Annotated in this window: 16 protein-coding genes and 1 pseudogene; 10 read left to right on the forward strand and 7 right to left on the reverse strand. The window is 68.9% G+C overall.

The annotated features are described in order from the left end of the window. Positions 1-51 precede the first annotated feature (51 nt). Positions 52-2,145 carry an ATP-dependent DNA helicase gene (locus tag G6N19_RS02605; RefSeq protein ID WP_041319674.1) on the forward strand — a complete coding sequence of 698 codons (2,094 nt, stop codon included), beginning with the start codon at positions 52-54 and terminating at the stop codon, positions 2,143-2,145. 20 nt (positions 2,146-2,165) lie between these two features. Next, positions 2,166-3,605, forward strand: a complete 1,440-nt coding sequence (locus G6N19_RS02610) for a neutral zinc metallopeptidase (protein WP_013828269.1) — start codon at positions 2,166-2,168, stop codon at positions 3,603-3,605. Positions 3,606-3,684: 79 nt separating this feature from the next. Here the strand turns inward: G6N19_RS02610 and glgP are convergent, their stop codons facing one another. Continuing rightward, positions 3,685-6,264 (reverse strand): alpha-glucan family phosphorylase, encoded by a 2,580-nt coding sequence (gene glgP, locus G6N19_RS02615; protein WP_013828268.1) that lies wholly within the window; start codon positions 6,262-6,264, stop codon positions 3,685-3,687. Positions 6,265-6,683: 419 nt separating this feature from the next. Here glgP and G6N19_RS02620 point away from each other — a divergent pair, with 419 nt between their 5' ends. Then, on the forward strand, positions 6,684-8,729 hold the full coding sequence (locus tag G6N19_RS02620) for a maltotransferase domain-containing protein (protein ID WP_013828267.1): 2,046 nt from the start codon (positions 6,684-6,686) through the stop codon (positions 8,727-8,729). Between the two features lie 5 nt (positions 8,730-8,734). Beyond that, a pseudogene (glgB, locus tag G6N19_RS02625) lies at positions 8,735-10,958 on the forward strand (1,4-alpha-glucan branching protein GlgB). A 57-nt stretch (positions 10,959-11,015) separates the two neighbouring features. Here glgB and G6N19_RS02630 read toward each other — a convergent pair. Together G6N19_RS02630 and G6N19_RS02635 are read right to left on the reverse strand one after the other, a co-directional pair. Then, positions 11,016-11,909, reverse strand: coding sequence for a tetratricopeptide repeat protein (locus G6N19_RS02630; protein ID WP_013828265.1), 894 nt, complete (start codon positions 11,907-11,909; stop codon positions 11,016-11,018). A 146-nt stretch (positions 11,910-12,055) separates the two neighbouring features. Next, entirely contained in the window at positions 12,056-13,237 is a 1,182-nt protein-coding gene (locus tag G6N19_RS02635) for an acetyl-CoA C-acetyltransferase (protein ID WP_013828264.1), read from the reverse strand. Positions 13,238-13,319: 82 nt separating this feature from the next. On the opposite strand from G6N19_RS02635, the gene mce reads away from it, so the two are divergent. After that, positions 13,320-13,814 carry a methylmalonyl-CoA epimerase gene (mce, locus tag G6N19_RS02640; RefSeq protein ID WP_013828263.1) on the forward strand — a complete coding sequence of 165 codons (495 nt, stop codon included), beginning with the start codon at positions 13,320-13,322 and terminating at the stop codon, positions 13,812-13,814. Positions 13,815-13,818: 4 nt separating this feature from the next. On the opposite strand, the gene G6N19_RS21080 is transcribed toward mce, so the two are convergent. Genes G6N19_RS21080 through nucS form a run of 3 tightly spaced genes read right to left on the reverse strand, consistent with a single transcriptional unit; the run spans position 13,819 to position 15,939 of the window. Next, positions 13,819-14,109 carry a hypothetical protein gene (locus G6N19_RS21080; RefSeq protein ID WP_081465489.1) on the reverse strand — a complete coding sequence of 97 codons (291 nt, stop codon included), beginning with the start codon at positions 14,107-14,109 and terminating at the stop codon, positions 13,819-13,821. A gap of 9 nt (positions 14,110-14,118) precedes the next feature. Then, the gene (locus G6N19_RS02645; RefSeq protein ID WP_193465703.1) at positions 14,119-15,213 is read right to left on the reverse strand and encodes an NADH:flavin oxidoreductase; all 1,095 of its coding nucleotides are present in this window, start codon (positions 15,211-15,213) and stop codon (positions 14,119-14,121) included. Between the two features lie 54 nt (positions 15,214-15,267). Next, the gene (nucS, locus tag G6N19_RS02650) at positions 15,268-15,939 is read right to left on the reverse strand and encodes an endonuclease NucS (RefSeq protein ID WP_013828261.1); all 672 of its coding nucleotides are present in this window, start codon (positions 15,937-15,939) and stop codon (positions 15,268-15,270) included. 46 nt (positions 15,940-15,985) lie between these two features. Between nucS and G6N19_RS02655 the strand changes: the two genes are divergently transcribed. After that, entirely contained in the window at positions 15,986-17,590 is a 1,605-nt protein-coding gene (locus G6N19_RS02655) for an adenylate/guanylate cyclase domain-containing protein (RefSeq protein WP_041317480.1), read from the forward strand. Positions 17,591-17,596: 6 nt separating this feature from the next. Here G6N19_RS02655 and glsA read toward each other — a convergent pair whose 3' ends face one another. After that, positions 17,597-18,871 (reverse strand): glutaminase A, encoded by a 1,275-nt coding sequence (glsA, locus tag G6N19_RS02660; protein ID WP_013828259.1) that lies wholly within the window; start codon positions 18,869-18,871, stop codon positions 17,597-17,599. Positions 18,872-18,965: 94 nt separating this feature from the next. On the opposite strand from glsA, the gene G6N19_RS02665 reads away from it, so the two are divergent. Genes G6N19_RS02665 through G6N19_RS02680 form a run of 4 tightly spaced genes read left to right on the forward strand, consistent with a single transcriptional unit; the run spans position 18,966 to position 22,542 of the window. Continuing rightward, positions 18,966-20,471, forward strand: coding sequence for a DNA-3-methyladenine glycosylase 2 family protein (locus tag G6N19_RS02665; RefSeq protein WP_013828258.1), 1,506 nt, complete (start codon positions 18,966-18,968; stop codon positions 20,469-20,471). Then, a complete protein-coding gene (locus G6N19_RS02670) occupies positions 20,468-20,959 on the forward strand; it encodes a methylated-DNA--[protein]-cysteine S-methyltransferase (protein WP_013828257.1) in 492 nt (163 codons plus the stop codon). The genes G6N19_RS02665 and G6N19_RS02670 overlap by 4 nt, the downstream gene beginning before the upstream one ends. Positions 20,960-21,018: 59 nt before the next feature. Next, positions 21,019-21,366: a hypothetical protein gene (locus G6N19_RS02675; RefSeq protein ID WP_013828256.1), complete on the forward strand. Its 348-nt coding sequence runs from the start codon at positions 21,019-21,021 to the stop codon at positions 21,364-21,366. Between the two features lie 6 nt (positions 21,367-21,372). Continuing rightward, entirely contained in the window at positions 21,373-22,542 is a 1,170-nt protein-coding gene (locus tag G6N19_RS02680) for a hypothetical protein (RefSeq protein WP_193465704.1), read from the forward strand.

The raw sequence follows: 22,542 nt of genomic DNA on the forward strand, positions 1-22,542 counted from the left end.
ATACGGGGACGGACACGACAAATCGGGGACGCGGGCTACCGTGTGCACACCATGGCTGACGCGTCCGTACCCGAGCTGCTCGCCACCGCGGTAGCCGCCCTGGGCGGCAGCCAACGCGACGGCCAGGTGCGCATGGCCGAGGCGGTGGCGCACGCCTTCGACACCGGCGAACACCTGGCGGTGCAGGCCGGCACCGGCACCGGCAAATCACTGGCCTATCTGGTTCCGGCGATCGCGCGGGCGGTGGCCGACGATCACCCGGTGGTGGTGTCCACCGCGACCATCGCGCTGCAGCGCCAGCTCGTCGACCGCGACCTGCCGCGGCTGGCCGACGCGCTGGAAGACGTACTGCCCCGGCGGCCCACCTTCGCATTGCTCAAAGGCCGTCGAAATTACCTGTGCCTGAACAAAATCCATAGCGGAACTGGTGACGACTCAGGCGAAGCGCCGCAGGAGGAGCTGTTTGAGCCATTCGCCGCCAGCGCCCTGGGCCGGGACGTACAGCGGCTCACCGCCTGGGCGGACGACACCGCGACGGGGGATCGGGACGACCTCAAACCCGGTGTGCCGGAGCGATCCTGGGCTCAGGTCAGCGTGTCGGCACGGGAGTGCCTGGGTGCCACCCGCTGCCAGTTCGGCACCGACTGCTTCGCCGAGCAGGCCCGTGCCGTCGCCGGCGAGGCCGATATCGTCGTCACCAACCACGCGCTGTTGGCCATCGACGCCATCTCGGATACCACCGTGCTGCCCGAGCACGAGCTGCTGGTGGTCGACGAGGCGCACGAACTGGTGGACCGGGTGACATCGGTGGCCACCGCCGAGTTGACCGCCGCAGCACTGAGTGTCGCGGTGCGCCGCGTCACCCGGCTGGTCTCCCCCGGACTCGTCCAGCGCCTTGATGCCGCGTCGCTGACGTTCGGCTCGGCGATTCACGACGGCACGCCCGGCCGGATGGATTACCTCGACGACGAGCTGGCGACGTATCTGGCGGCGCTGCGGGATGCTGCCGGCGCGGTCCGCTCGGCCATCGACACCGCACCGTCTGATCCCAGAGCCGCGACCGCACGCAAGGAGGCCGTGGCCGCCCTCGCCGAGATCGCCGACACCGCCGCGCGGGTCCTGACCTCGTTCGAACCGGCCATCCCCGCACGCACCGACGTGGTGTGGCTCAGCCACGAGGACAACCGGGGCTCGGTGCGGCCGGTGCTGCGGGTGGCGCCGCTGTCGGTGGCCGGCCTGCTACACGATCGGCTGTTCGCGCGGACGACGACGGTGCTGACCTCGGCGACTTTGACCGTCGGTGGCAGCTTCGACGCGATGGCCGGCGCCTGGGGCCTGACCGGCGGCTCGGTGCCCGGCGGTTCAGCGAGGCTCGACGGAGGAGAGCCGAAGCTGGGACCGCCGCATGGGCGCCGCGGTTCAGCGAGGCTCGACGAAGGAGAGCCGAAGCTGGGACCGCCGCATCGACCCGACAACGGTTGGCGGGGGCTGGATGTCGGTTCGCCGTTTCAGCATGCCAAGGCCGGCATCCTCTATGTGGCAGCGCACCTGCCACCGCCCGGGCGTGACGGCACCGGCACGGACGCGCAGCTCGACGAGATCGCCGAGCTGATCGCCGCCGCCGGTGGACGCACCCTGGGACTGTTCTCCTCGATGCGGGCGGCGCGCGCCGCGGCCGAGGCGATGCGGGAGCGGTTGGACACCCCGCTGCTGTGTCAGGGCGAGGACACCACCGGCGCCCTGGTCGAGCAGTTCGCCGCCGACGCCGACACGTCGTTGTTCGGCACGCTGTCGCTGTGGCAGGGCGTCGACGTCCCGGGACCGTCGCTGTCGCTGGTGCTCATCGACCGCATCCCGTTCCCGCGGCCCGACGACCCGCTGTTGACCGCCCGGCAGCGCGCGGTCAGCGCCCGCGGCGGCAACGGTTTCATGGCGGTCGCCGCCAGTCACGCCGCGCTGCTGTTGGCCCAGGGCGCGGGCCGGTTGCTGCGCGGCGTCGACGACCGGGGCGTGGTGGCGGTACTGGACTCGCGGATGGCGACCGCCCGCTACGCCGGTTATCTTCGGGCGTCGCTGCCACCGTTCTGGGCGACGACCGACACCGACAAGGTCCGTCTGGCGCTACGGCGGCTCCGCGGCGGTTGAGCGCACTATCGTGATGTCCCATGCGCCGCCGCCACCGTGCTCTCGCCACCGCCTGCACCCTGGTGCTGCTGTTGAGCGGGTGCGCCCGGATGCTGGAGGGAACACCGGTGTCGATCTTCGCCGACCCGTTCCGGGTGGGCGGCCTGCAAGCGGTGGACGGGCCCACCGGGTTGCGTCCCGACGCCCCGCCGCCGAGCCGCGAGGTCGAGGGCACCGACGGCGGGCGGATCGACCAGCTCGCCGCCCAGTCCGTCAGTGACCTCGAGGCGTTCTGGACGACCAGTTTCCCCAACACCTTTGACGGCGACTTCGAACCGGTGCGAGCCCTGCTCTCCTGGGATCCCGGCCAGCTCCGTGGAACATTCTGCAAGAGCAGGACTTTCCTGCTGATCAACGCGGCCTACTGCTATCTGGACGACACCATCGGCTGGGACCGCCGGCTGCTGTTGCCGGCGCTGCGCAGCATCTACGGCGACATGGCGATCACCATGGTGCTCGCCCACGAGTACGGGCACGCGATCGCCCGCGCCGCCGGGATCACCAAGCGGCGCCAGACCCCGACGCTGGTGGCCGAACAACAGGCCGACTGCCTGGCGGGGGTCTACCTGCGCTGGGTGGCCCACGGCGACTCACCGCGCTTCACGCTGAGCACCGGCGACGGATTGAACGCGGTGTTGGCCGCGATGCTGGCGCTGCGCGATCCGCTGCTCAATCCCGGCGAGACCGTCGGCGACAACGAGCACGGCTCGGCGTTCGAACGGATCTCGGCGTTCCAGTTCGGGTTCACCGACGGCGCCGGATCGTGCAAGGCCATCGACGCCCAGGAGATCGAGCAGCGGCGCGGCGAACTCCCCGTCCAGCTGCAGCAGAACGAGACCGGCGAGGTGCCGGTCAGCGAGGATTCGGTGCGGGTCATCGTCGACGCCATGAACATCGCGTTCGATCCGGACAAGCCCCCGCAGCTCACGTTCGACGCGGCCGCCGCCTCGTCGTGCACCGACGCCCGGCCCAGCCCCCCGGCGTCATACTGCCCCGCGACCAACACCATCGCGGTCGATCTGCCGGCCCTGCAGGCCATGGGCACCCCCAGCAAGGACCAGAAGCTGGCGACGCTGTCCGGCGACAACACCGCCTATTCGGTACTGGTGTCGCGCTACCTGCAGGCGGTGCAGATCGAGCACGGCGGGCTGGTGCTCGACAACGCCGCTGCCGCACTGCGCACCGCATGCCTGACCGGGGTGGCCACCACCCGACTGTCGCAGGGGGTCACCACCTCCAATGGCAGCACCATCACGTTGACCGCCGGCGACCTGGACGAGGCGGTCGCCGGGCTGCTCACCAACGGCCTGGCCGCCGGCGACATCAACGGTGAGTCGGTGCCGGCGGGCTTCTCCCGCATCGACGCCTACCGCACCGGGGTGCTCGGCGACTTCGACCGCTGCCTGCAGCGCTTCCCCTGACGCCCAACCGAGCCCCGGCGAGCAGACGCGAAAGCCCCCAAAAAGCCGCGTTTCTGGGGGCTTTCGCGTCTGCTCACGGCTAGGTGGCCAGCGTGATCAATCCCAGCTCGGCGTCGCCGGACAGCAGCGGGTGACTCGGCAACACCCGCACCGTGTAGCCCACCGCCCCGGCGACCGGTAGCGCGGTGGTCGTCGAGAACACGTCGGTTCCATCGGCACCGGTGCGCTCATGTGCCATCACCACGGTGGCCGGATCCAGCAGGGTGTCATCGGAATCCAGCCGGCCCAGCACCGCCTGCACCGTCACCTCGTCGGGCGCCAGGCCGGCCAACCGGACCGTGGCGGTCAGCGTCAGCTCCGACCCCAGTTGCGGGGTGTCGGGCAGGCCGGTGCTGTCGACGTCGGTGATCTCGATGCGCGGCCAGGCGCGCTCCGCCCGGGTGCGATAGTCGGCCAGCTGACGAGCCGCACCGTAGGGCACCCCGTCCACCGGCTCCCGGGTACGCCGCAGCGACTGCGCCGCCGGGGCGTAGCACTGCTCGACGTAGTCGCGCACCATCCGCGAGGCAAGCACCTTCGGCCCCAACGTCTGCAGCGTGTGGTGCACCATCTCGATCCAGCGCGGCGGCACGCCACGTTCGTCGCGGTCGTAGAACTTCGGGACGACCGACTGCGCCAGCAGGTCATAGAGCGCCGCGGCCTCCAGGTCGTCGCGGCGGTTCTCATCGGCCACCCCGTCGGCGGTGGGTATCGCCCAGCCGTTCTCCCCGTCGAACCACTCGTCCCACCAGCCGTCGCGGATGGACAGATTCAGCCCGCCGTTGAGCGCACTCTTCATCCCCGATGTGCCGCATGCCTCCAGCGGGCGCAGCGGATTGTTCAGCCACACATCGCATCCGGCGTAGAGCCGTCGTGCCATCGACATGTCGTAGTCGGGCAGGAACGCGATGCGATGACGCACTTCCGGGCGGTCGGCGAACCGCACCACCTGCTGGATCAGCGCCTTGCCGCCGTCGTCGGCCGGATGGGATTTGCCGGCGACGATCAGCTGAACCGGCCGCTGCTCGTCGAGCAGCAGTTGCTCCAGCCGGTCGGGGTCGCGCAGCATCAACGTCAACCGCTTGTAGGTGGGTACTCGGCGGGCGAAGCCGATGGTCAGCACGTCGGGGTCGAACGCCGTTGCGATCCAGCCCAACTCGGCTTCGGAAGCACCCCGGTCCAGCCCGGACCTCAATAACCGGAATCGGACCTCGTCGACCAGCACCGACCGCAGCTGCGATCGGATCGACCACAACGCAACGGGATCGACCTGTTGCAGCCGCTCCCAGGCGGCGGGCTCGCTGAACGAATCCGCCGTCGCCAGGTCGCGGCCCAGCTGCAACCACGGCGCCGCCGCCCAACTGGGCGCGTGCACACCGTTGGTGATCGAGCCGATCGGCACCTCGTCGCGGTCGAAGCCCGGCCACAACCCGTCGAACATGGCACGGCTGACCCTGCCGTGCAGTCGCGACACCCCGTTGGCGCGCTGGGCCAACCGCAGCCCCATGTGGGCCATGTTGAAAGTGTCGGGGTCGGGTTCAGCGCCCAGTTCGAGGATCCGCTCGACGGGCACCCCGCCGGCCAATGCGTTGCCGTCGAAGTAGCGGCGCACCATATCGATGCGGAACCGGTCGATGCCGGCCGGAACCGGGGTGTGGGTGGTGAACACCGTGGCTGACCGCACCACCGCCAGCGCGGTGTCGAATTCCAGGTGCTGCTCGGCGATGAGCTCGCGGATGCGTTCGATCCCGAGGAACCCGGCGTGGCCCTCGTTCATGTGAAACACCTCGGGGGCGGGGGTGCCGCTGAGCTCGGTGAACGCCCTGATTGCCCGCACCCCGCCGATCCCGGCCAAGATCTCCTGGCGGATCCGGTGCTCCTGGTCGCCGCCGTACAGCCGGTCGGTGACGCCGCGCAGCTGATGCTCGTTCTCACCGATGTCAGAATCCAGCAGCAGCAGCGGCACCCGCCCGACCTGCGCCACCCAGATCCGGGCGCGCAGCCGGCCCGCGCCGGGCAGTGCCACCTCGATCAGCGCCGGGTTGCCGGCGGCATCGGCCAGCAGCCGCAACGGCAGCCCCTGCGGGTCCAGCGACGGATAGGTCTCCCGCTGCCAGCCGTCGGCGGTCAGCGATTGACGGAAGTATCCCGACCGGTAGTACAGCCCGACCGCGATCAGCGGCACACCCAGGTCCGATGCCGACTTCAGGTGGTCGCCGGCCAGAATCCCCAGCCCTCCGGAGTAGTTGGGCAGCGCCTCGGCGACGCCGAACTCCATCGAGAAGTAGGCGATCGCGGCTGGCAGCGCCGCGCCGGCGTCCTGCTGCTGCTGGTACCACCTGGGCTGGGTCAGATATTCGTCGAGATCGGCCGACAGGGTGTCGAGCCGGCCGGTGAACGCCTCATCGGCGGCCAGTTCGTCAAGCCGTGCCGGACTCACCGCACCCAGCAGCGCGACCGGATCCCGCCCGCATCCGGCCCACAGCTCAGGGTCGATGGAGGCGAACAACTCCTGCGTCGGCTGATCCCACGACCAGCGCAAGTTCATCGACAGTTGCTCGAGTGCCCGCAGCCGGTCGGGGAGGTGCGCACGAACGGTGAACCGGCGGAGTGCTTTCACACGTCCTCACCTTACCGGCGGTTCAGCGAGGCTCGCCGGAGTTGGCCCGAAGGGTCGGCGGAGGCGAGGCGAAGCTGGGACCGCCGCACAGGCACCGCGGTTCAGCGAGGCTCGCCGGAGTTGGCCCGAAGGGTCGGCGGAGGCGAAGCTGGGACCGCCGCACAGGCACCGGCGGTTCAGCGAGGCTCGCCGGAGTTGGCCCGAAGGGTTGGCGGAGGCGAGACGAAGCTGGGACCGCCGCACAGGCACCGCGGTTCAGCGAGGCTCGCCGGAGTTGGCCCGAAGGGTCGGCGGAGGCGAGGCAGTTGGGATCGCCGAACAGACGTGGCGATTCGGTTGCGAACCGGCCGCTTCATGCCGGTCGAGATCCCCCGCCCATTACCGTGGGCGTCAAGAGCCCCGCGGCGAACGGAGTGTGAGTGCCTGGTCGTGTCGAGATCGACGACGTCGAACCGGTCATCTCGTGCGGTCGCTACCCGGCCAAGGCCGTGGTCGGCGAGACGGTGCCGGTCAAGGCCACCGTGTGGCGCGAAGGCCACGACGCGGTCGCCGCGACCCTGGTGGTGAGTTATCTCGGGCGCCGCTACCCGCATCCCGGGGAGTCGGCGGGCGCACCGCCGGTTGCCGGCGCCGCACCGCTGCACATCCCGATGCACACCGGGTTCGACGACTACGTGTTCCACGCCGCCTTCACGCCTGATTCGGTCGGGTTGTGGGCCTTCCGCGTCGAGGGTTGGGGTGATCCGCTGCAGAGCTGGCGAAACGCCGTGACCGCCAAGCTCGAGGCGGGCCAGGGCGAGACCGAGTTGTCCAACGACCTGTTGGTCGGCGCCGACTTGTTCGACCGCGCTGCGGCCGGGATACCGCCCGCCCAGCGCCGGCCGGTGCAGGAAGCGGCCGCCGCCCTGCGCGCCCCCGGTGACCCGGTGGCCCGGGCCGCGCCCGCCCTCTCGACAGAGGTGGAGGAACTGCTGGCCGGCCACCCGTTGCGCGAGCTGGTCACCCGCGGCGAGAACCACCAGGTGTGGGTGGATCGGCCGCTGGCCCGCCGCGGCGCCTGGTATGAGATGTTCCCGCGCTCGACCGGCGGCTGGGATACCGACGGCAACCCGGTGCACGGCACCTTCGCCACCGCGGCAGCAGCGCTCCCGCGCATCGCCGCGATGGGCTTCGATGTGGTGTATCTGCCGCCCATCCACCCCATCGGGCACGTACATCGCAAGGGCCGCAACAACTCCACGACCGCCGAGCCCGGTGACGTCGGTTCGCCGTGGGCGATCGGCAGCGCCGAGGGCGGCCACGACGCGGTTCACCCGGCGCTCGGCACCATCGACGATTTCGACGACTTCGTGGCGGCCGCCCATCGCCTGGACCTGGAGGTCGCGTTGGACCTGGCGCTGCAGTGCGCACCGGATCACCCCTGGGCCAGTCAGCACCGGGAGTGGTTCACCGAACTGCCTGACGGCACGATCGCCTATGCCGAGAATCCGCCGAAGAAGTATCAGGACATCTACCCGCTGAACTTCGACAACGATCCGGCCGGACTGTACGCCGAGGTGCTACGCGTGGTCCGGTTCTGGATGGTCCACGGGGTGAAGGTCTTTCGGGTTGACAATCCCCACACCAAGCCGCCGGACTTCTGGATCTGGCTGATCGCCGCGGTGAAGAACATCGATCCTGACGTGTTGTTCTTGTCCGAAGCCTTCACCCCGCCGGCACGCCAGTACGGCCTGGCCAAACTCGGCTTCACCCAGTCCTACACCTACTTCACCTGGCGGACATCGAAATCCGAGCTGACCGAATTCGGGCAACAGATCGCCGAGCTCGCCGACTACCGGCGGCCGAACCTGTTCGTCAACACGCCCGACATCCTGCACGCCAGCCTGCAGTCAGGCGGTCCGGGTATGTTCGCGATCCGCGCGGTGCTGGCGGCGACGCTGGGCCCGACGTGGGGGGTGTACTCCGGCTTCGAATTGTTCGAGGACCGTGCGTTGCGTGAGGGCAGCGAAGAGTACCTTGACTCGGAGAAGTACCAGCTGCGTCCGCGCGACTTCGCCGCCGCCGTAGCCGAGGGCAGGTCTTTGGAACCGTTCATAGCCCGGCTCAACGAGATCCGCCGGATGCATCCGGCGCTGAGCCAGCTGCGTACCGTGCACTTCCACTCGGTCGACAACGATGCGTTGCTGGCCTACAGCAAGTTCGATCCGGACAGCGGCGACACCGTGCTGGTGGTGGTCAACCTCAACCCGTTCGTCCCCGAGCACGCAACGCTGCGACTGGACATGTGGGCGCTGGGAATGGAGGACTACCAACGATTCTGGGTGCGAGACCAGATCAGCGGCGAGGACTACCACTGGGGCCGGGAGAACTGGGTGCGGCTCGACCCGGCACGGGCGGTGGCCCACATCGTCAACATGCCACCGATCAACGCGCAGGCGCGCACCGCCCTGCTGCGTCGCAGGTGAGTTCGATGGCCCGACAGTTGGCGCCGGCCGCGGCGGACCTGACCCGACTCCTGGCCGGGGAACACCATGATCCGCACGCGATCCTGGGCGCCCACGAGTACGGCGAGGTCACGGTGGTCCGGGTGTTGCGGCCCCGCGCGCGCCGCGCGGTGGTGGTGGTCGGCACCGACCGATTCCCGATGCGGCCTCTCGGCTCCGGGCTGTTCGCGGTCGCGCTGCCGTTGACCGGGCTGGCCGACTATCGACTCGAGCTGCACTACCCCGACGCGGCGGCGTTCGCGGAACCGACCGGGATTCACACGGTCGCCGACGGTTACCGGTTCGCGCCGACGCTGGGCGAGGTTGACCTGCACCTGTTCGCCGAGGGCCGCCACGAGCGGCTGTGGGACGTGCTGGGTGCCCATCGCCGCACATTCACCACGGCCGGCGGTGACGTGTCCGGGGTGTCGTTCGCGGTGTGGGCGCCCAACGCCACCGGAGTCGGCCTGATCGGTGACTTCAACGGCTGGGACAGCAACGACGCCCCGCTGCGCGCGTTGGGTTCCTCCGGGGTCTGGGAGGTGTTCTGGCCCGACTTTCCGCCCGATGGTCTCTACAAGTTCCGTATCCACGGCGCCGACGGCAGCGTCAGCGATCGTGCCGACCCGTTCGCCTTCGCTACCGAGGTGCCGCCGCGAACCGCGTCGCGGGTGACACACAGCGACTACCGCTGGGGTGACGCCGACTGGATGACGCAGCGCGCCGGCCGAGACCCGGTGGCGGAGCCGATGAGCATCTACGAGGTGCACCTCGGGTCGTGGCGTCCCGGTCTGAGTTATCGCCAGCTCACGGTGGAGCTGACCGAATACGTGGTGCAGCACGGTTTCACCCATGTCGAGTTGCTGCCGGTCGCCGAGCATCCGTTCGGCGGGTCCTGGGGGTATCAGGTCACGTCGTACTACGCGCCGACGGCGCGCTTCGGCACACCCGATGATTTCCGGGCGTTGGTCGACGCGCTGCACCGCGCCGGCATCGGCGTCATCGTGGACTGGGTGCCGGCGCACTTCCCCAAAGACGCGTGGGCGCTGGGCCGTTTCGACGGCACCCCGCTCTACGAGCACGCCGACCCGCGCCGCGGTGAACAGCTCGACTGGGGCACCTACGTGTTCGACTTCGGTCGTCCGGAGGTGCGCAACTTCCTGGTGGCCAATGCGCTGTACTGGCTGACCGAGTTCCACGTCGACGGGCTGCGCGTCGATGCCGTGGCGTCGATGCTGTATCTGGATTACTCCCGTCCTGAGGGCGGCTGGACCCCCCAACATCCACGGCGGCCGGGAGAACCTGGAGGCGGTGCAGTTCCTGCAGGAGCTCAACGCGACCGCGCACCGGGTGGCGCCCGGAATCGTGACCATCGCCGAGGAATCGACCTCCTGGCCCGGTGTCACCCGCGATACCAGCCTTGGCGGCCTGGGCTTTTCGATGAAGTGGAACATGGGCTGGATGCACGACACGCTGTCCTATCTCGGTCACGACCCGGTGCACCGCTCCTATCACCACCATGAGATGACGTTCTCGATGCTGTATGCCTACAGCGAGAACTTCGTGCTGCCGATCAGCCACGATGAAGTGGTGCACGGCAAGGGCACGCTGTGGACCCGGATGCCCGGTGACGACCACGCCAAGGCCGCCGGGGTGCGCACGCTGCTGGCCTACCAATGGGCGCACCCGGGCAAGCAGTTGCTGTTCATGGGCCAGGAATTCGGTCAACGCGGCGAGTGGTGCAACGAGCGCGGCGTCGACTGGTTCCAGCTTGATCCCCACACCGAGCCCGACGGCTACTCCCCCGGCATCTTGCGGCTGGTCGGCGACATCAACGCCCACTACCGGGCGCTGCCCGCGTTGTGGAGTCAGGACGGCGACCCGCGCGGCTACTCGTGGATCGACGCCAACGACTCGACCAACAACGTGCTGAGCTTTCTGCGCTACGGCGCGGACGGTTCGATGCTGGCCTGCGTGTTCAACTTCTCCGGCGTCGAACACGCCGACTACCACCTGGGCCTGCCCCGCGCCGGCCGGTGGCGCGAGGTGCTCAACACCGACGCGGTCGGCTACCGCGGTTCGGGGGCGGGCAACCTCGGCGGGGTGGCGGCCACCGACGATCCGTGGCACGGCCGGCCGGCCTCGGCGGTGCTGCTGCTGCCAGCCCTGTCGGCGCTATGGCTGGCGCCTTCCTCCCCCGAGCAGACGTGAAAGCTCCCAAAATCGGGCGTTCTGGGGGGCTTTCGCGACTGCTCGCGCAAGAGAAACTCAGTACAGCGCGTTGGCCAGGTTGCGCCGACCGGCGACGACCTCGGGGTCGGCCGGGTCGAAGAGCTCGAACAGCTCCACCAGCCGGGCCCGCACCGTGCTGCGCTCGTCACCGGAGGTTCGTCGCACCAGCGCGATCAGCCGGTCGAACGCCGCGGTGACGTCCTGGTTGAGAATCTGCACATCGGCCGCGGCGAAGGCGGCCTCGATGTCGTCGGGGGCGGCATCGGCCAGCGCGGGAGCATCCGGCTGCCGGCCGGTTGCGCGCTCCAGGAACGTCAACTGGCGCAGCGCCGCCTTGGCTTCGACATGGTCGGGGTCGGCGGCGAGCAGCTCCTGATAGGAGTCGCGAGCCGCGGCGAAGTCACCGGCGTCGAGTTGGTCGCGCGCCCGGGCGAGCGCGGGGTCCACCTGCTCGGGCTGCTCGGTTTCGACGCCGCCGGAGAGCTTGCCCGCGGTGGCCGACAGCAGCGAATCCACCCAGCGGCGCAGCTGGTCGGGTGGCTGCACCCCCTGAAAGCTGGTGATCGGCTGGCCGGCGGCCAGCGCCACCACCGTGGGTACCGCTTCCACGCCGAACACCTGCGCCACCCGCGGGGCGACGTCGACGTTGACGGTGGCCAGCGACCACGTGCCGCCATCACTGGTGGCCAGTGCGCCCAGCGTGTCGGCCAGCTTGATGCAGGCCTCGCTGCGCGGCGACCACAGCAACACCACGACGGGCACCTGGTTGGAGCGGACCAGCACCTCGTCTTCGAAGTTGGCCTCGGTGATCTCGGTGGCGCCCGGCGGGGCGGAACCATCACCGCCGGCACCACCGGGCGGTTGCTTGAGTCCGGACAGATCTACTGCTCCGGCCAATGCCGGACCGATCGGGGGTCGAGGACGCGTCACGTCGTCAAGTCTGTCACGCCGCCGCTGCGCCGGTGCCGACGGCTGATTTCGGGGCCGACGAGGCCGCCTATGACCAAAATCACACCCCGCATCCGACGGCGCGAAACCGGCGAATCCAGCAACCTACGCGACCGTAAGGAGAGGGCCTATCCGGTCCGCAGAATCAGCGCGTCGCCCTGCCCGCCGGCACCGCACAGCGCGGCCACCGCGTAGCCCGAACCGCGGCGTTTGAGCTCGAGGGCGGCGTGCAGCGTGATACGCGCCCCGGACATGCCGATCGGGTGCCCGACGGCGATCGCACCGCCGTGGACGTTGACGACGTCGGGGTTCACCCCGAGTTCCCGGGTCGAGGCCAGCGACACCGCCGCGAACGCCTCGTTGATCTCGACCACGCCGAGCTGGTCGACCGAGATGCCCTCCCGGGCGATGGCCTTCTTGATGGCATTGGCCGGCTGCGACTGCAAGGTGGAGTCCGGACCGGCGACCACGCCGTGCGCCCCGATCTCGCACAGCCAGTCCAGTCCGAGCTGCTGCGCCTTGGCCTTGCTCATCACCACCACGGCGGCCGCGCCGTCGGAAATCTGCGACGACGAACCCGCGGTGATGGTGCCGTCCTTGCGGAACGCCGGCTTGAGCCCGGCCAGGGATTCGGCGGTGGTGTTGGCCCGGATGCCCTCGTCCTCGGTGAACTCCAGCGGATCTCCCTTGCGCTGCGGGATCTTCACCGGCACCACCTCGTCAGCGAACACCCCGTCCTTCCACGCCGCGGCGGCCCTGCGGTGCGATTCGGCCGCGCACTCGTCCTGCTCGGCACGGGTGAACTTGTCGGCGTCGTTGCGTTGCTCGGTGAGCGCACCCATCGGCTGGTCGGTGAAGACGTCGTGCAGCCCGTCGTAGGCGAGGTGGTCCAGCACGGTCACATCGCCGTACTTGTAGCCGGACCGGCTGTCCATCAGCAGGTGCGGTGCCTTCGTCATGGACTCCTGGCCACCGGCCACCACCACATCGAACTCGCCGGCGCGAATCAGCTGGTCAGCCAGCGCGATGGAGTCGATTCCGGACAGGCACATCTTGTTGATGCTCAGTGCAGGAACATCCCAGCCGATGCCCGCGCCCACCGAAGCCTGCCGCGCCGGCATCTGGCCCGCGCCCGCGGTGAGCACCTGGCCCATGATCACGTACTCCACCAGCGAGGCCGGGACGCCCGCCTTCTCCAGAGCTCCGGCGATGGCGATCGCGCCCAGGTCACTGCCGGAGAAATCCTTCAGCGAACCCATCAGCTTGCCGATCGGGGTCCGTGCCCCAGCAACGATCACCGATGTGGTCATGACTACCTCCAAGCCGGATGTGGGCGGCCGATCTGCCGGATCGCCGCAGCGCGATGTTTCCGCTCAGGTTACCGTTACTCCTATGACGACCGATTCCGTCACTGACCCGTTCGAGGTACGTTCCGCCTTGGCCTCCGCCCTGGTGACGGCGATCGACCACGTCGGCATCGCGGTGCCGGACCTGGAAGCGGCCAAGAAGTGGTATCACGACCAGCTCGGGATGATCGTGTTGCACGAAGAGGTCAACGACGAGCAGGGCATCGTCGAGGCGATGCTGGCGGTGCGCGGCGCCCCGGTCGGCAGTGCCCAGCTTCAGCTGATGGCCCCGATCGACGAGTCGTCGACGATCGCGAAGTTCCTGGACAAGCGCGGCCCGGGTCTGCAGCAGCTCGCCTATCGGACCAGCGACATCGACGCGCTCTCGCAGCGGCTGCGCGACCAAGGCGTCCGGTTGCTCTACGACGCGCCGCGGCGCGGCACCTCGAACTCGCGGATCAACTTCATCCACCCCAAGGATGCCGGCGGCGTGCTGGTCGAGCTGGTCGAACCGGCCGGCGACACGGCGGCGGTGCACTGAGGTTCTAGGACCACTTGCGGGTGGGGCCGCGCGTCGCGCGATTGGCCCAACATGGCGTATGCCAATGCCGCCGATCTTCGCCCTCACCCGAGTCGGCGCGCCACACCACCACATGTGCGATGCCGGTGCGAATCGGGTGATCGCACCCGGGGCATCGATAGACCTTCGCCGCCCGCGACCCGAGGATCGCCGCCACGACATAGTCGTAGCCGTCCGGCCCGGTCTCGACCCGTTGTGACAGGGGTGGCGGCCGCAATGGCTGCTGCCGACGCGAGGGACTGCGCCGACGAGCCATACCGGAAGCCTAGGCCAGCGCGGCCAAGGCAACCGCCGCGTCGTAGCCGGCGAAGCGGTCCAGTTCGCCCCGACGTAGCCGATTCACCCAGGTCGGATCGGCGAGCAGCGCGCGTCCGATCGCCACCACATCGAACTCTCCGGCATCGAACTGCTCGACCAGTCGGTCGACGGGCGCGGGCTGGATCACCTCACCCCGCTTTTCGCTGCGGAACTGCGTTTCCAGCCCGACCGATCCCACCGTGATGACCGGCGCCCCGCTGACCTTCTTGCTCCACCCGGCCAAGCTCAGTTCGGGGTCGTCGTCTGGGAAAGCCGGCAGGTAGTGCCTGCGCGTCGAGGGGTGCAGTACGTCGACACCAGCGTCGATCAACGGTGCCAACAGGTCCGCCAACTGCGCCGGGTCGTCGGCGATCGACGCCGTGTAGTCGGTGCCCTTCCACTGCGAGAAGCGGAAGATGATCGGGTAGTCCGGCCCGACCGCGGCACGTACCGCGGCGACCACCTCGGCCGGGAAGCGCGTCCGCCCGGCCAACGATCCGCCGTAGCCGTCGGTGCGCCGATTCGTTCGCTCCCAAAGGAATTCGTCCAGCAGGTAGCCGTGGGCGCCGTGGATCTCGACGGCGTCGAATCCGATGTCCCGTGCGGTGGCGGCACTGTTCGCGAACAACTGGGCGACCTCCGGGAGTTCGTCGGTTCGCAGCGCCCGGCCCCGCGGCTCGCCCCGCCCGTTGATGCCGGACGGGCCGACCGGTTCCACACCGTCGGAGTCGTCGCGCTCAACGCCCTGGTGCCACAACTGTGCAGCGATCGTGGCGCCCTCGGCATGGACCCCGTCGACGACGCGGCGCCATCCGGCGAGCACCTCGTCGCCCGCGATCGTCGGCACGCTGAAGGGGTAACCCGCAGCCGGATCGGGCAGCCGGATGCCTTCGGTGATGATCAGCCCGACACCGCCGGCCGCACGCCGTCGGTAGTACTCGGCGACATCGGTGCCCGGCACCCCGCTCGGCGACGCCCGCCGCGTCATCGGCGCCATCGCGAAGCGATTCGGCACGGTCAGCGAGCGAACGGTCAGCGGTTGGAATAGATCTTCGACTGCCATGGACCGCTGTAACGCTTCGCCGTCGCCTGCTATTCCGCCGCCGGAGCCCAGCGGTCAGAACAACCGGTACTCATCGCTGTTCATTCCGCGCATCGCGTCGTAATCCAGTGTCACACAGCGAATACCACGATCGGTTGCCAGCGTTCGGGCCTGCGGTTTGATCTGCTGGGCGGCGAACACCCCGCTCACCGGTGCGAGCAGACTGTCACGGTTGAGCAGTTCCAGATACCGGGTCAGCTGCTCGACACCGTCGATCTCGCCGCGCCGCTTGATCTCCACGGCAACCGAGCGTCCCTGCTCGTCGCGACACAGCAGGTCCACCGGTCCGATGGCGGTCATGTACTCCCGGCGCACCAGGCTGTAGCCCTCGCCGAGCAGCTCGACATGCTCGGCGAGCAGCGCCTGCAACTGAGCCTCCACGCCGTCCTTGACCAGACCCGGGTCGACACCGAGCTCATGGCTGGAGTCATGCTCGATCTCCTCGATGGTGATCCGCAGCTGGTCGCCGGTCTTGTTCGTCACCACCCACACCGCGAACTCACCGGCGCGCTCCTCGGTGAGCCGGCACGGCGGACTCATCCAGTTCAGCGGCTTATAGGCACGGTCGTCGGCGTGCACACTGACCGAACCATCGGCCTTCAGCAGCAGCAGTCGCCGGGCCGACGGCAGGTGCGCGGTGAGCCGGCCCACGTAGTCGACGGTGCACTGGGCGATGACGAGTCGCATCCGAACCACCTTAGGGGCAGCGTCGAGCAATTATTCTTACGCCACGATGAAAGCGCCGAAGACGACCGCCCAACGGATGGGCCGGGTTCTGGAGCTGTTGACCCGCCAGACCGACCGACTGCCCGAAACCCCTGAATACGGCTCTTGGTTGCTCGGCCGAGTGTCAGAAAGTCAGTATCTGCGGCGGATTCGCATCCAGTTCATCCTGACCGTCGTCATCGTCGGGACGAATCTGATCGGGATCGGCGTCGAAGCACTGCTGTTGGCAGTGGCCTTTCCGTCGCCCAGTGTGTTCTTCGACGCCCCGGGATGGCTGACATACGGCGTCGTACCGGCCTATATCGTGCTGGCGCTGATCTTCGGTACCTACTGGATCACCCGGCGCACCATCAAGAAATTGCGCTGGGCGATCAGGGAACAGCAACCGACGCGGGTGGACGAGCGCAACGCGTTCCTGGCACCGTGGCGGGTAGCCCAGGTAGTGCTCGCGTTGTGGGGCGTGGCCGCGATGCTGTTCACCGTGCTTTACGGGATGGCCGACAACTACTTCATCCCGATCGTCGCGTTCACTGTCGGTGTGTGTGGCATCCAGGTCGCCACCGCCTGCTACCTGTGCACCGAGTTCGCGCTGCGTCCGGTGGCCGCCCAGGCGCTCGCCGCCGGTCCACCGCCACGGCGTTTCTTCTCGGGCATCATGGGCCGGACCATGATGGTCTGGCTGCTCAGCTCGGGCGTGCCGGTTCTGGGCATTGCGCTGACGGCGATCTTCGCGCTGGTGCTGAAGAATCTGTCCATGACCCAGTTTGGGGTCGCCGTGCTGGTGGTCGCGGTCGCCACCGCCGTCTTCGGATTTCTGTTGATGTGGATTCTGTCCTGGCTCACCGCCGCCCCGGTGCGGGTGGTGCGTGCCGCGCTCAGGCGGGTCGAGCAGGGCAACCTGGGAGCCGATCTGGTGGTTTTCGACGGGACCGAACTCGGCGAACTGCAAAGCGGTTTCAACGCGATGGTGCACGGGCTGCGGGAGCGGGAGCGGGTGCGTGACTTGTTCGGTCGCCACGTCGGTCGCGAAGTCGCCGCGGCCGCGGAACGCGACCGGATACAACTCGGCGGCGAAGAGCGCCATGTCGCAGTGCTTTTCGTCGATATCATCGGGTCGACTCAGATCGTGACCGCCAAGCCGGCCACCGAGGTCGTCACCCTGCTCAACCGGTTCTTCGCGGTGGTCGTCGACGAGGTCGACCGCCATCGGGGCCTGATCAACAAGTTCGAGGGCGACGCGAGCCTGGCGATCTTCGGTGCCCCCAACCACCTCGACCAACCCGAAGACGAAGCGCTGGCCGCCGGACGCGCCATCCTCTCCCGGCTGGCCGACGAGGTGCCGGAGATCCGCGCCGGGATCGGGGTAGCGGCCGGCCAGGTTGTCGCCGGAAATGTGGGCGCCAAAGAACGTTTCGAGTACACCGTGATCGGCGAGCCCGTCAATGAGGCGGCCCGACTATCCGAGCTGGCTAAAATCCGCGAGCTCCAGTTGTTGACCACGGCACGGACACTGCGCGCCGCCTCTATCAGCGAGCAAGCCCATTGGGTGCTGGGCGATTCGGTGGTGCTGCGCGGATATGACCAGCCCACCGTGCTGGCCGGGCCGCTGTAGCCGTCGCTAGGTCACCCACTTCTCGCTCGCGGCGAGGGCGTCGTCGACCGTGGCGAACACCAGCGTCCCCCGGGTCGCCGGGTCGGACGTCAGCGCGCCGCCCGGATCGACGAGAAGGCCCCGTTTGCCCAGGCTCTGCAGCTCGTGGGCCAGTCCGGCGAGCAGGGCACGCGCCGGGTCGCTGATGGCGTGCAGGCGCGACACGTCGAGGATCGCGACGCCGAAGTCGCCGCAGTCGCCGGTGGCGGTGCGGGCCACCTGTTCGGCGCCGGCGAAGAGCAGGTCGCCGTGCACCTCGTAAACCCGGACGCCCGGACGGGGTGTGTACATGCCGCGAATAGCCGAATGAGCTTCGCTGCTCACGGTCAGGAAATGCAGGCCGAGCTGTTGAGAAAGGCTGCGGCACACCAGCACTCCGCGCACACTGTTGCCCTTGGCGTCGATCCGCGGCGAATAGACGCCGATGCCCAGCTGGCCGGGCAGCACCGCCACGATGCCGCCACCCACACCGCTCTTGGCCGGCATACCGACCGCACTGACCCACTCGCCGGCGGCGTCGTACATACCGCAGGTCACCATGACCGACAGCGTGCGCCGGACCACCGCCGCGTCGGTCACCTGCCGCCCGGTCAACGGGTTGTAACCACCCCGCGCGAGCGTCGCCGCCATCCGGGCCAGATCGGTGCTGGTGACCTTCAACGAGCACTGCCGGATGTAGACGTCGAGAGCGTCATCAGGGTCAGCGTCAAGAGCACCGAAACTGTCCAGCAGGTAAGCGATCCCGCGATTACGACTGCCGCTGGCCTTCTCCGACCGGTAGACGTCCTCGTCGAAGTCCAGACCGCGTCCCGCACAGGCACTGTAGAACTCCCTGACCAAAGCGAATCGGTCGTCGGCGGTCGCGCCCGGAATCAACGAGCAGGCCACTATCGCACCGGCGTTGATCATCGGATTCTTCGGCACCTGGGTGACCTGGTCGACGCTGATCCTGTTGAATCCCTCGCCGGAGGGTTCCACCCCGATCCTCGCGTCGACGTCCGCATGCCCCAACTGGTCGAGCGCCAGCGCGTAGGTGAACGGCTTGGAGATCGACTGCATGGTGAACTGCGCCTCGGCGTCGCCGGATTCATAGACATAGCCGTCCGACGACGACAGCGACAGACCGAAGCCGGTCGGGTCGACCCGCGCCAACTCCGGAATGTAGCTGGCCAGGGCACCGACGTTCACCTCGGCATGCTCGGCGAGTATCCCGTCCAAGTACCGCTGCACCAGTGCCGCCACGCCCAGATGGTAGCCCCGGCGAGCGGCATCGGATCGGCACTATCGTGTCGTATTCCCGCTAGTGTCGGCGGCCGCCACATGCGATGGTTACAACGTGCACGACGACTTCGACCGCTGCTATCGTGCCGTGCAGTCCAGCGACGCCCGCTTCGACGGCTGGTTTTACACCGCAGTGCTGACCACCCGGATCTACTGCCGGCCCAGTTGCCCGGTACGGCCACCGCTGCCACGGAACGTGCGGTTCTACCCCACCGCCGCCGCCGCTCAGCGGGCAGGCTTCCGGGCCTGTAAACGCTGCCGGCCAGACGCCGCACCGGGATCGCCGGAATGGAACGTCCGCGGCGACATCGTGGGCCGGGCGATGCGGTTGGTCGCCGACGGCACGGTCGACCGCGAGGGGGTGACGGGGCTTGCCGGCCACCTCGGCTACTCCACCCGCCAGTTGCAGCGCCTGCTCCACAACGAGGTCGGAGCCGGTCCGCTGGCGCTGGCCCGCGCCCAGCGCGCGCAGACGGCCCGGATTTTGATCGAGACCACGGATCTTCCGTTGAGCGACATCGCGTTTGCGGCCGGCTTCGCCAGCATCCGACAGTTCAACGACACCGTCCGCGCGGTGTGGGCCACCACGCCGACGGCATTGCGGCAACACGCGGCCGCCCGGTTCAAGGCCGAATCCGACCGGCGCCCCCCGAGCCCGGGAGGGCTGTCGCTGCGTCTGCCGGTGCGCACCCCGTTCGCATTCGAGGGGGTCTTCGGCCATCTGGCGGCCTGCGCGGTTCCCGGTTGCGAGGAGGTGCGTGACGGCGCGTACCGCCGCACCCTGCGACTGCCGCACGGCAACGGCATCGTCAGCCTGACTCCGGCCCCCGACCACGTCCGATGCGAGCTGGTGCTCGACGATTTCCGGGATCTCACCGCGGCGATCACCCGCTGCCGGCGACTGCTGGACCTCGACGCCGATCCGGAGGCCGTCGTCGAGGCTCTCACCGACGACCCCGAACTGGCGCCGCTGGTGGCCAAGGCGCCGGGCCAGCGAATCCCCCGCACCGTCGACGAAGCCGAACTGGCGGTGCGGGCGGTGCTCAGCCAGCAGGTGTCGGTCAAGGCGGCCCGCACCCATACGCGGCGGTTGCTGCTGGGCCACGGCGAACCCATTGTCGACCCGAGCGGCGGGCTGACTCACGTCTTCCCGTCGGTCGAACGGCTGGCCGATATCGACGCCGACCGGCTGGCGCTGCCCCGGGCACGTCGGAGGACGCTGCTGGCCCTGGTGGCAGGCCTCGCCGACGGCAGCATCAGCCTGGGCGCGGGCTGCGATTGGGGCCGGGCCCGGAAGTCGTTGCTGGAGCTTCCCGGCGTCGGCGCGTGGACTGCCGAACTCATCGCCATGCGCGGCCTGGGCGACCCCGATGCGTTCCCGGCGACCGATCTGGGGGTGCGGGTGGCCGTGCGCCGGCTGGGTTTACCCGAGCAGCCGCGGGCCCTGACCGAACGCAGTCTTCGCTGGCGCCCGTGGCGGTCGTATGCCACCCAGCATCTGTGGACCGCACTCGATCACGCCGTGAACGACTGGCCCCGGACCTCCAAGGAGATCGCATGATCTATCAGCGCACCATCGACAGCCCGATCGGCCCACTCACCCTGGCCGGCGCGAACGGCAAGCTCAGCCATCTGCTGATGCTCGACCACTCCCATGCCCCCGACCGCACCGGATGGCGCCGCGACGACTCCGCTTTCCCCGACGTCGTCGAGCAACTCGCGGCGTACTTCGCCGGGGATCTCACCGAATTCGAGCTGACCTATGAGATGGCCGGGACCGAGTTTCAGCGCCGGGTGTGGACCGCGTTGCTGACGATCCCCTACGGCCAGACCCGCTCCTACGGCGAGTTGGCAACACAGATCGGGGCACCGACAGCCTCGCGCGCCGTGGGACTGGCCAACGGCCGCAACCCGATCTCGATCATCGTGCCCTGCCACCGGGTCATCGGCAGCAACGGCAGCCTGACCGGCTACGGCGGCGGCATCGACCGCAAGCGGACCCTGTTGGATCTGGAGCGGCGGCACAGCCACGCCACGCTGTTCGATTGAGCTTGGCGGGCACGGCCGAGTGAATTGGCCATCGTTGCGTCAGCAGATAGCCTTCCTCCGTGACCAGACCGGGTCTTCGGGTCGTACCGGACGGGCTGCGCGCGCTCGCGCAGCGCTGCGAGGAGCTCGCCAGTGAGGTCGCGGTGACGCTGCCAACCAGGACCGCACTCTCCTGGCAGTCCAGCGAAGCGGCGGCGACGGCGGTCAGTGCCGGTACCGGCAGGGTCGGCAAGATTCTTGCCAGCCGGATGCAGGCGACCGCTTCCAAGCTCACCGGAGCGGCGAACGACTTCGAGGCGATGGACGACGGTGGAGCCGCAGCTCTGGCAGCGGTGGGCTCCAGCGCACCGGCCGGTGGTTACCAGAACGTCGACGGCGATGCCGGCGGGCTCGGACTACCGAGGTAGCCGTCGATGACGCTGAGCAACGGCTGGCCGTCGCTCTCCGAGGTGCGGGCGGCGAGTTGGGACTACCTCAAGGCCTCCGGTGAGAGCTGGTCCCGGCTCGCCGACACCTGGGAGAACGCCTTCGCCGAGGTCCGCAACGCGTCGGTGCGCCCCGGCGGAACCGTGTGGGATGGCCGCGCCGCCCACCGCATGCAGGAGCGCACGGCAGCGGACGCGGTCACGGTGCGGACGCCGGCTGATCAGCTTCGGCTCGCGGCCGAGATCGCCCGACGATGCTGCGGTCGGCAGGAGACCAACAAACAGTCGGTGCTCAACGCGGTCAACGCTGCTGTGCATGACGGTTTCAACGTCGGCGCCGACTACACCCTCACCGACACGCGGCCCTGCTACAGCTCCACCACGGAGCGTGACGCTCGAGAGCACGCCGCTGACGGCCATGCCGGTGCGATCCGCACCCGCCTCAACAACCTGGTCGACGCCGAGGCCGGCATCGCCCGCGATCTCGCCACCGCCACCGCCGGGCTGGAGCACCTCAGCTTGCCCGAAGCAGGCGCCGACGGCGGCGCGGGAGTAGCTGCCCCAGCTACTCCGGTAGACAACCGTCCTCGCACCGCGCCGGAAACGGAGCCGCACGGCAGCACTGCCGGCGAGGCTCCGGGGTACGCCCCGGCACTCAAAGACGTGCTGATCGCTTCCGAGGGCGCGATCGCCGGCGGCACCGCGGACGGGGTGCGGCAAACAGTGCTCGACGTGGTCGCAAAGGGACCCACCACCGGCCCCGGTGCGCCTGACCCGGGCCTGTTGAAATGGTTCAAGGATCCGGAAATCGGCGGTGTCGAGCTAATGGGTTTCTCCCGAGTTGCTCGGGTGACTGGAGCCGCGAGCGCGGTACCCGCGGTGATGTCGGACATCCAGGACGGAAACTCGGTTGCCGAGGCTGTCACCCGCGAGGGTGCAGGCGTCGCAGCGGGTCTCTGGGTGGGTGCACAAGCCGGAGGATTGGCCGGTTCGATTGTTCGAGGGGCGGGAACGGCAGTCGGGGTGGTGGTCGGCGCCATTGCCGGTGCGGGCGCCGCCATGCTCGCGTCCAACGGGGTCGAAATGGCCTGGGGTCCGGTCACAGATTCGGTGGGCAGCGTTGCACGTGGCGCGAAGTCACTATTCGGTTTCGGATAG

This window comes from Mycobacterium novum, from assembly GCF_010726505.1.
Taxonomy (GTDB): domain Bacteria; phylum Actinomycetota; class Actinomycetes; order Mycobacteriales; family Mycobacteriaceae; genus Mycobacterium; species Mycobacterium algericum.

Excerpts from the sequence above, each read along its gene's own strand:
- G6N19_RS02645 (WP_193465703.1), bottom strand. The coding sequence starts at position 15,213 with ATGGCAGTCGAAGATCTATTCCAACCGCTGACCGTTCGCTCGCTGACC.
- G6N19_RS02680 (WP_193465704.1), top strand. The coding sequence starts at position 21,373 with ATGACGCTGAGCAACGGCTGGCCGTCGCTCTCCGAGGTGCGGGCGGCG.
- G6N19_RS02655 (WP_041317480.1), top strand. The coding sequence starts at position 15,986 with ATGAAAGCGCCGAAGACGACCGCCCAACGGATGGGCCGGGTTCTGGAG.
- G6N19_RS02610 (WP_013828269.1), top strand. The coding sequence starts at position 2,166 with ATGCGCCGCCGCCACCGTGCTCTCGCCACCGCCTGCACCCTGGTGCTG.
- nucS (WP_013828261.1), bottom strand. The coding sequence starts at position 15,939 with ATGCGACTCGTCATCGCCCAGTGCACCGTCGACTACGTGGGCCGGCTC.
- G6N19_RS02605 (WP_041319674.1), top strand. The coding sequence starts at position 52 with ATGGCTGACGCGTCCGTACCCGAGCTGCTCGCCACCGCGGTAGCCGCC.
- G6N19_RS02635 (WP_013828264.1), bottom strand. The coding sequence starts at position 13,237 with ATGACCACATCGGTGATCGTTGCTGGGGCACGGACCCCGATCGGCAAG.
- G6N19_RS21080 (WP_081465489.1), bottom strand. The coding sequence starts at position 14,109 with ATGGCTCGTCGGCGCAGTCCCTCGCGTCGGCAGCAGCCATTGCGGCCG.
- G6N19_RS02670 (WP_013828257.1), top strand. The coding sequence starts at position 20,468 with ATGATCTATCAGCGCACCATCGACAGCCCGATCGGCCCACTCACCCTG.
- mce (WP_013828263.1), top strand. The coding sequence starts at position 13,320 with ATGACGACCGATTCCGTCACTGACCCGTTCGAGGTACGTTCCGCCTTG.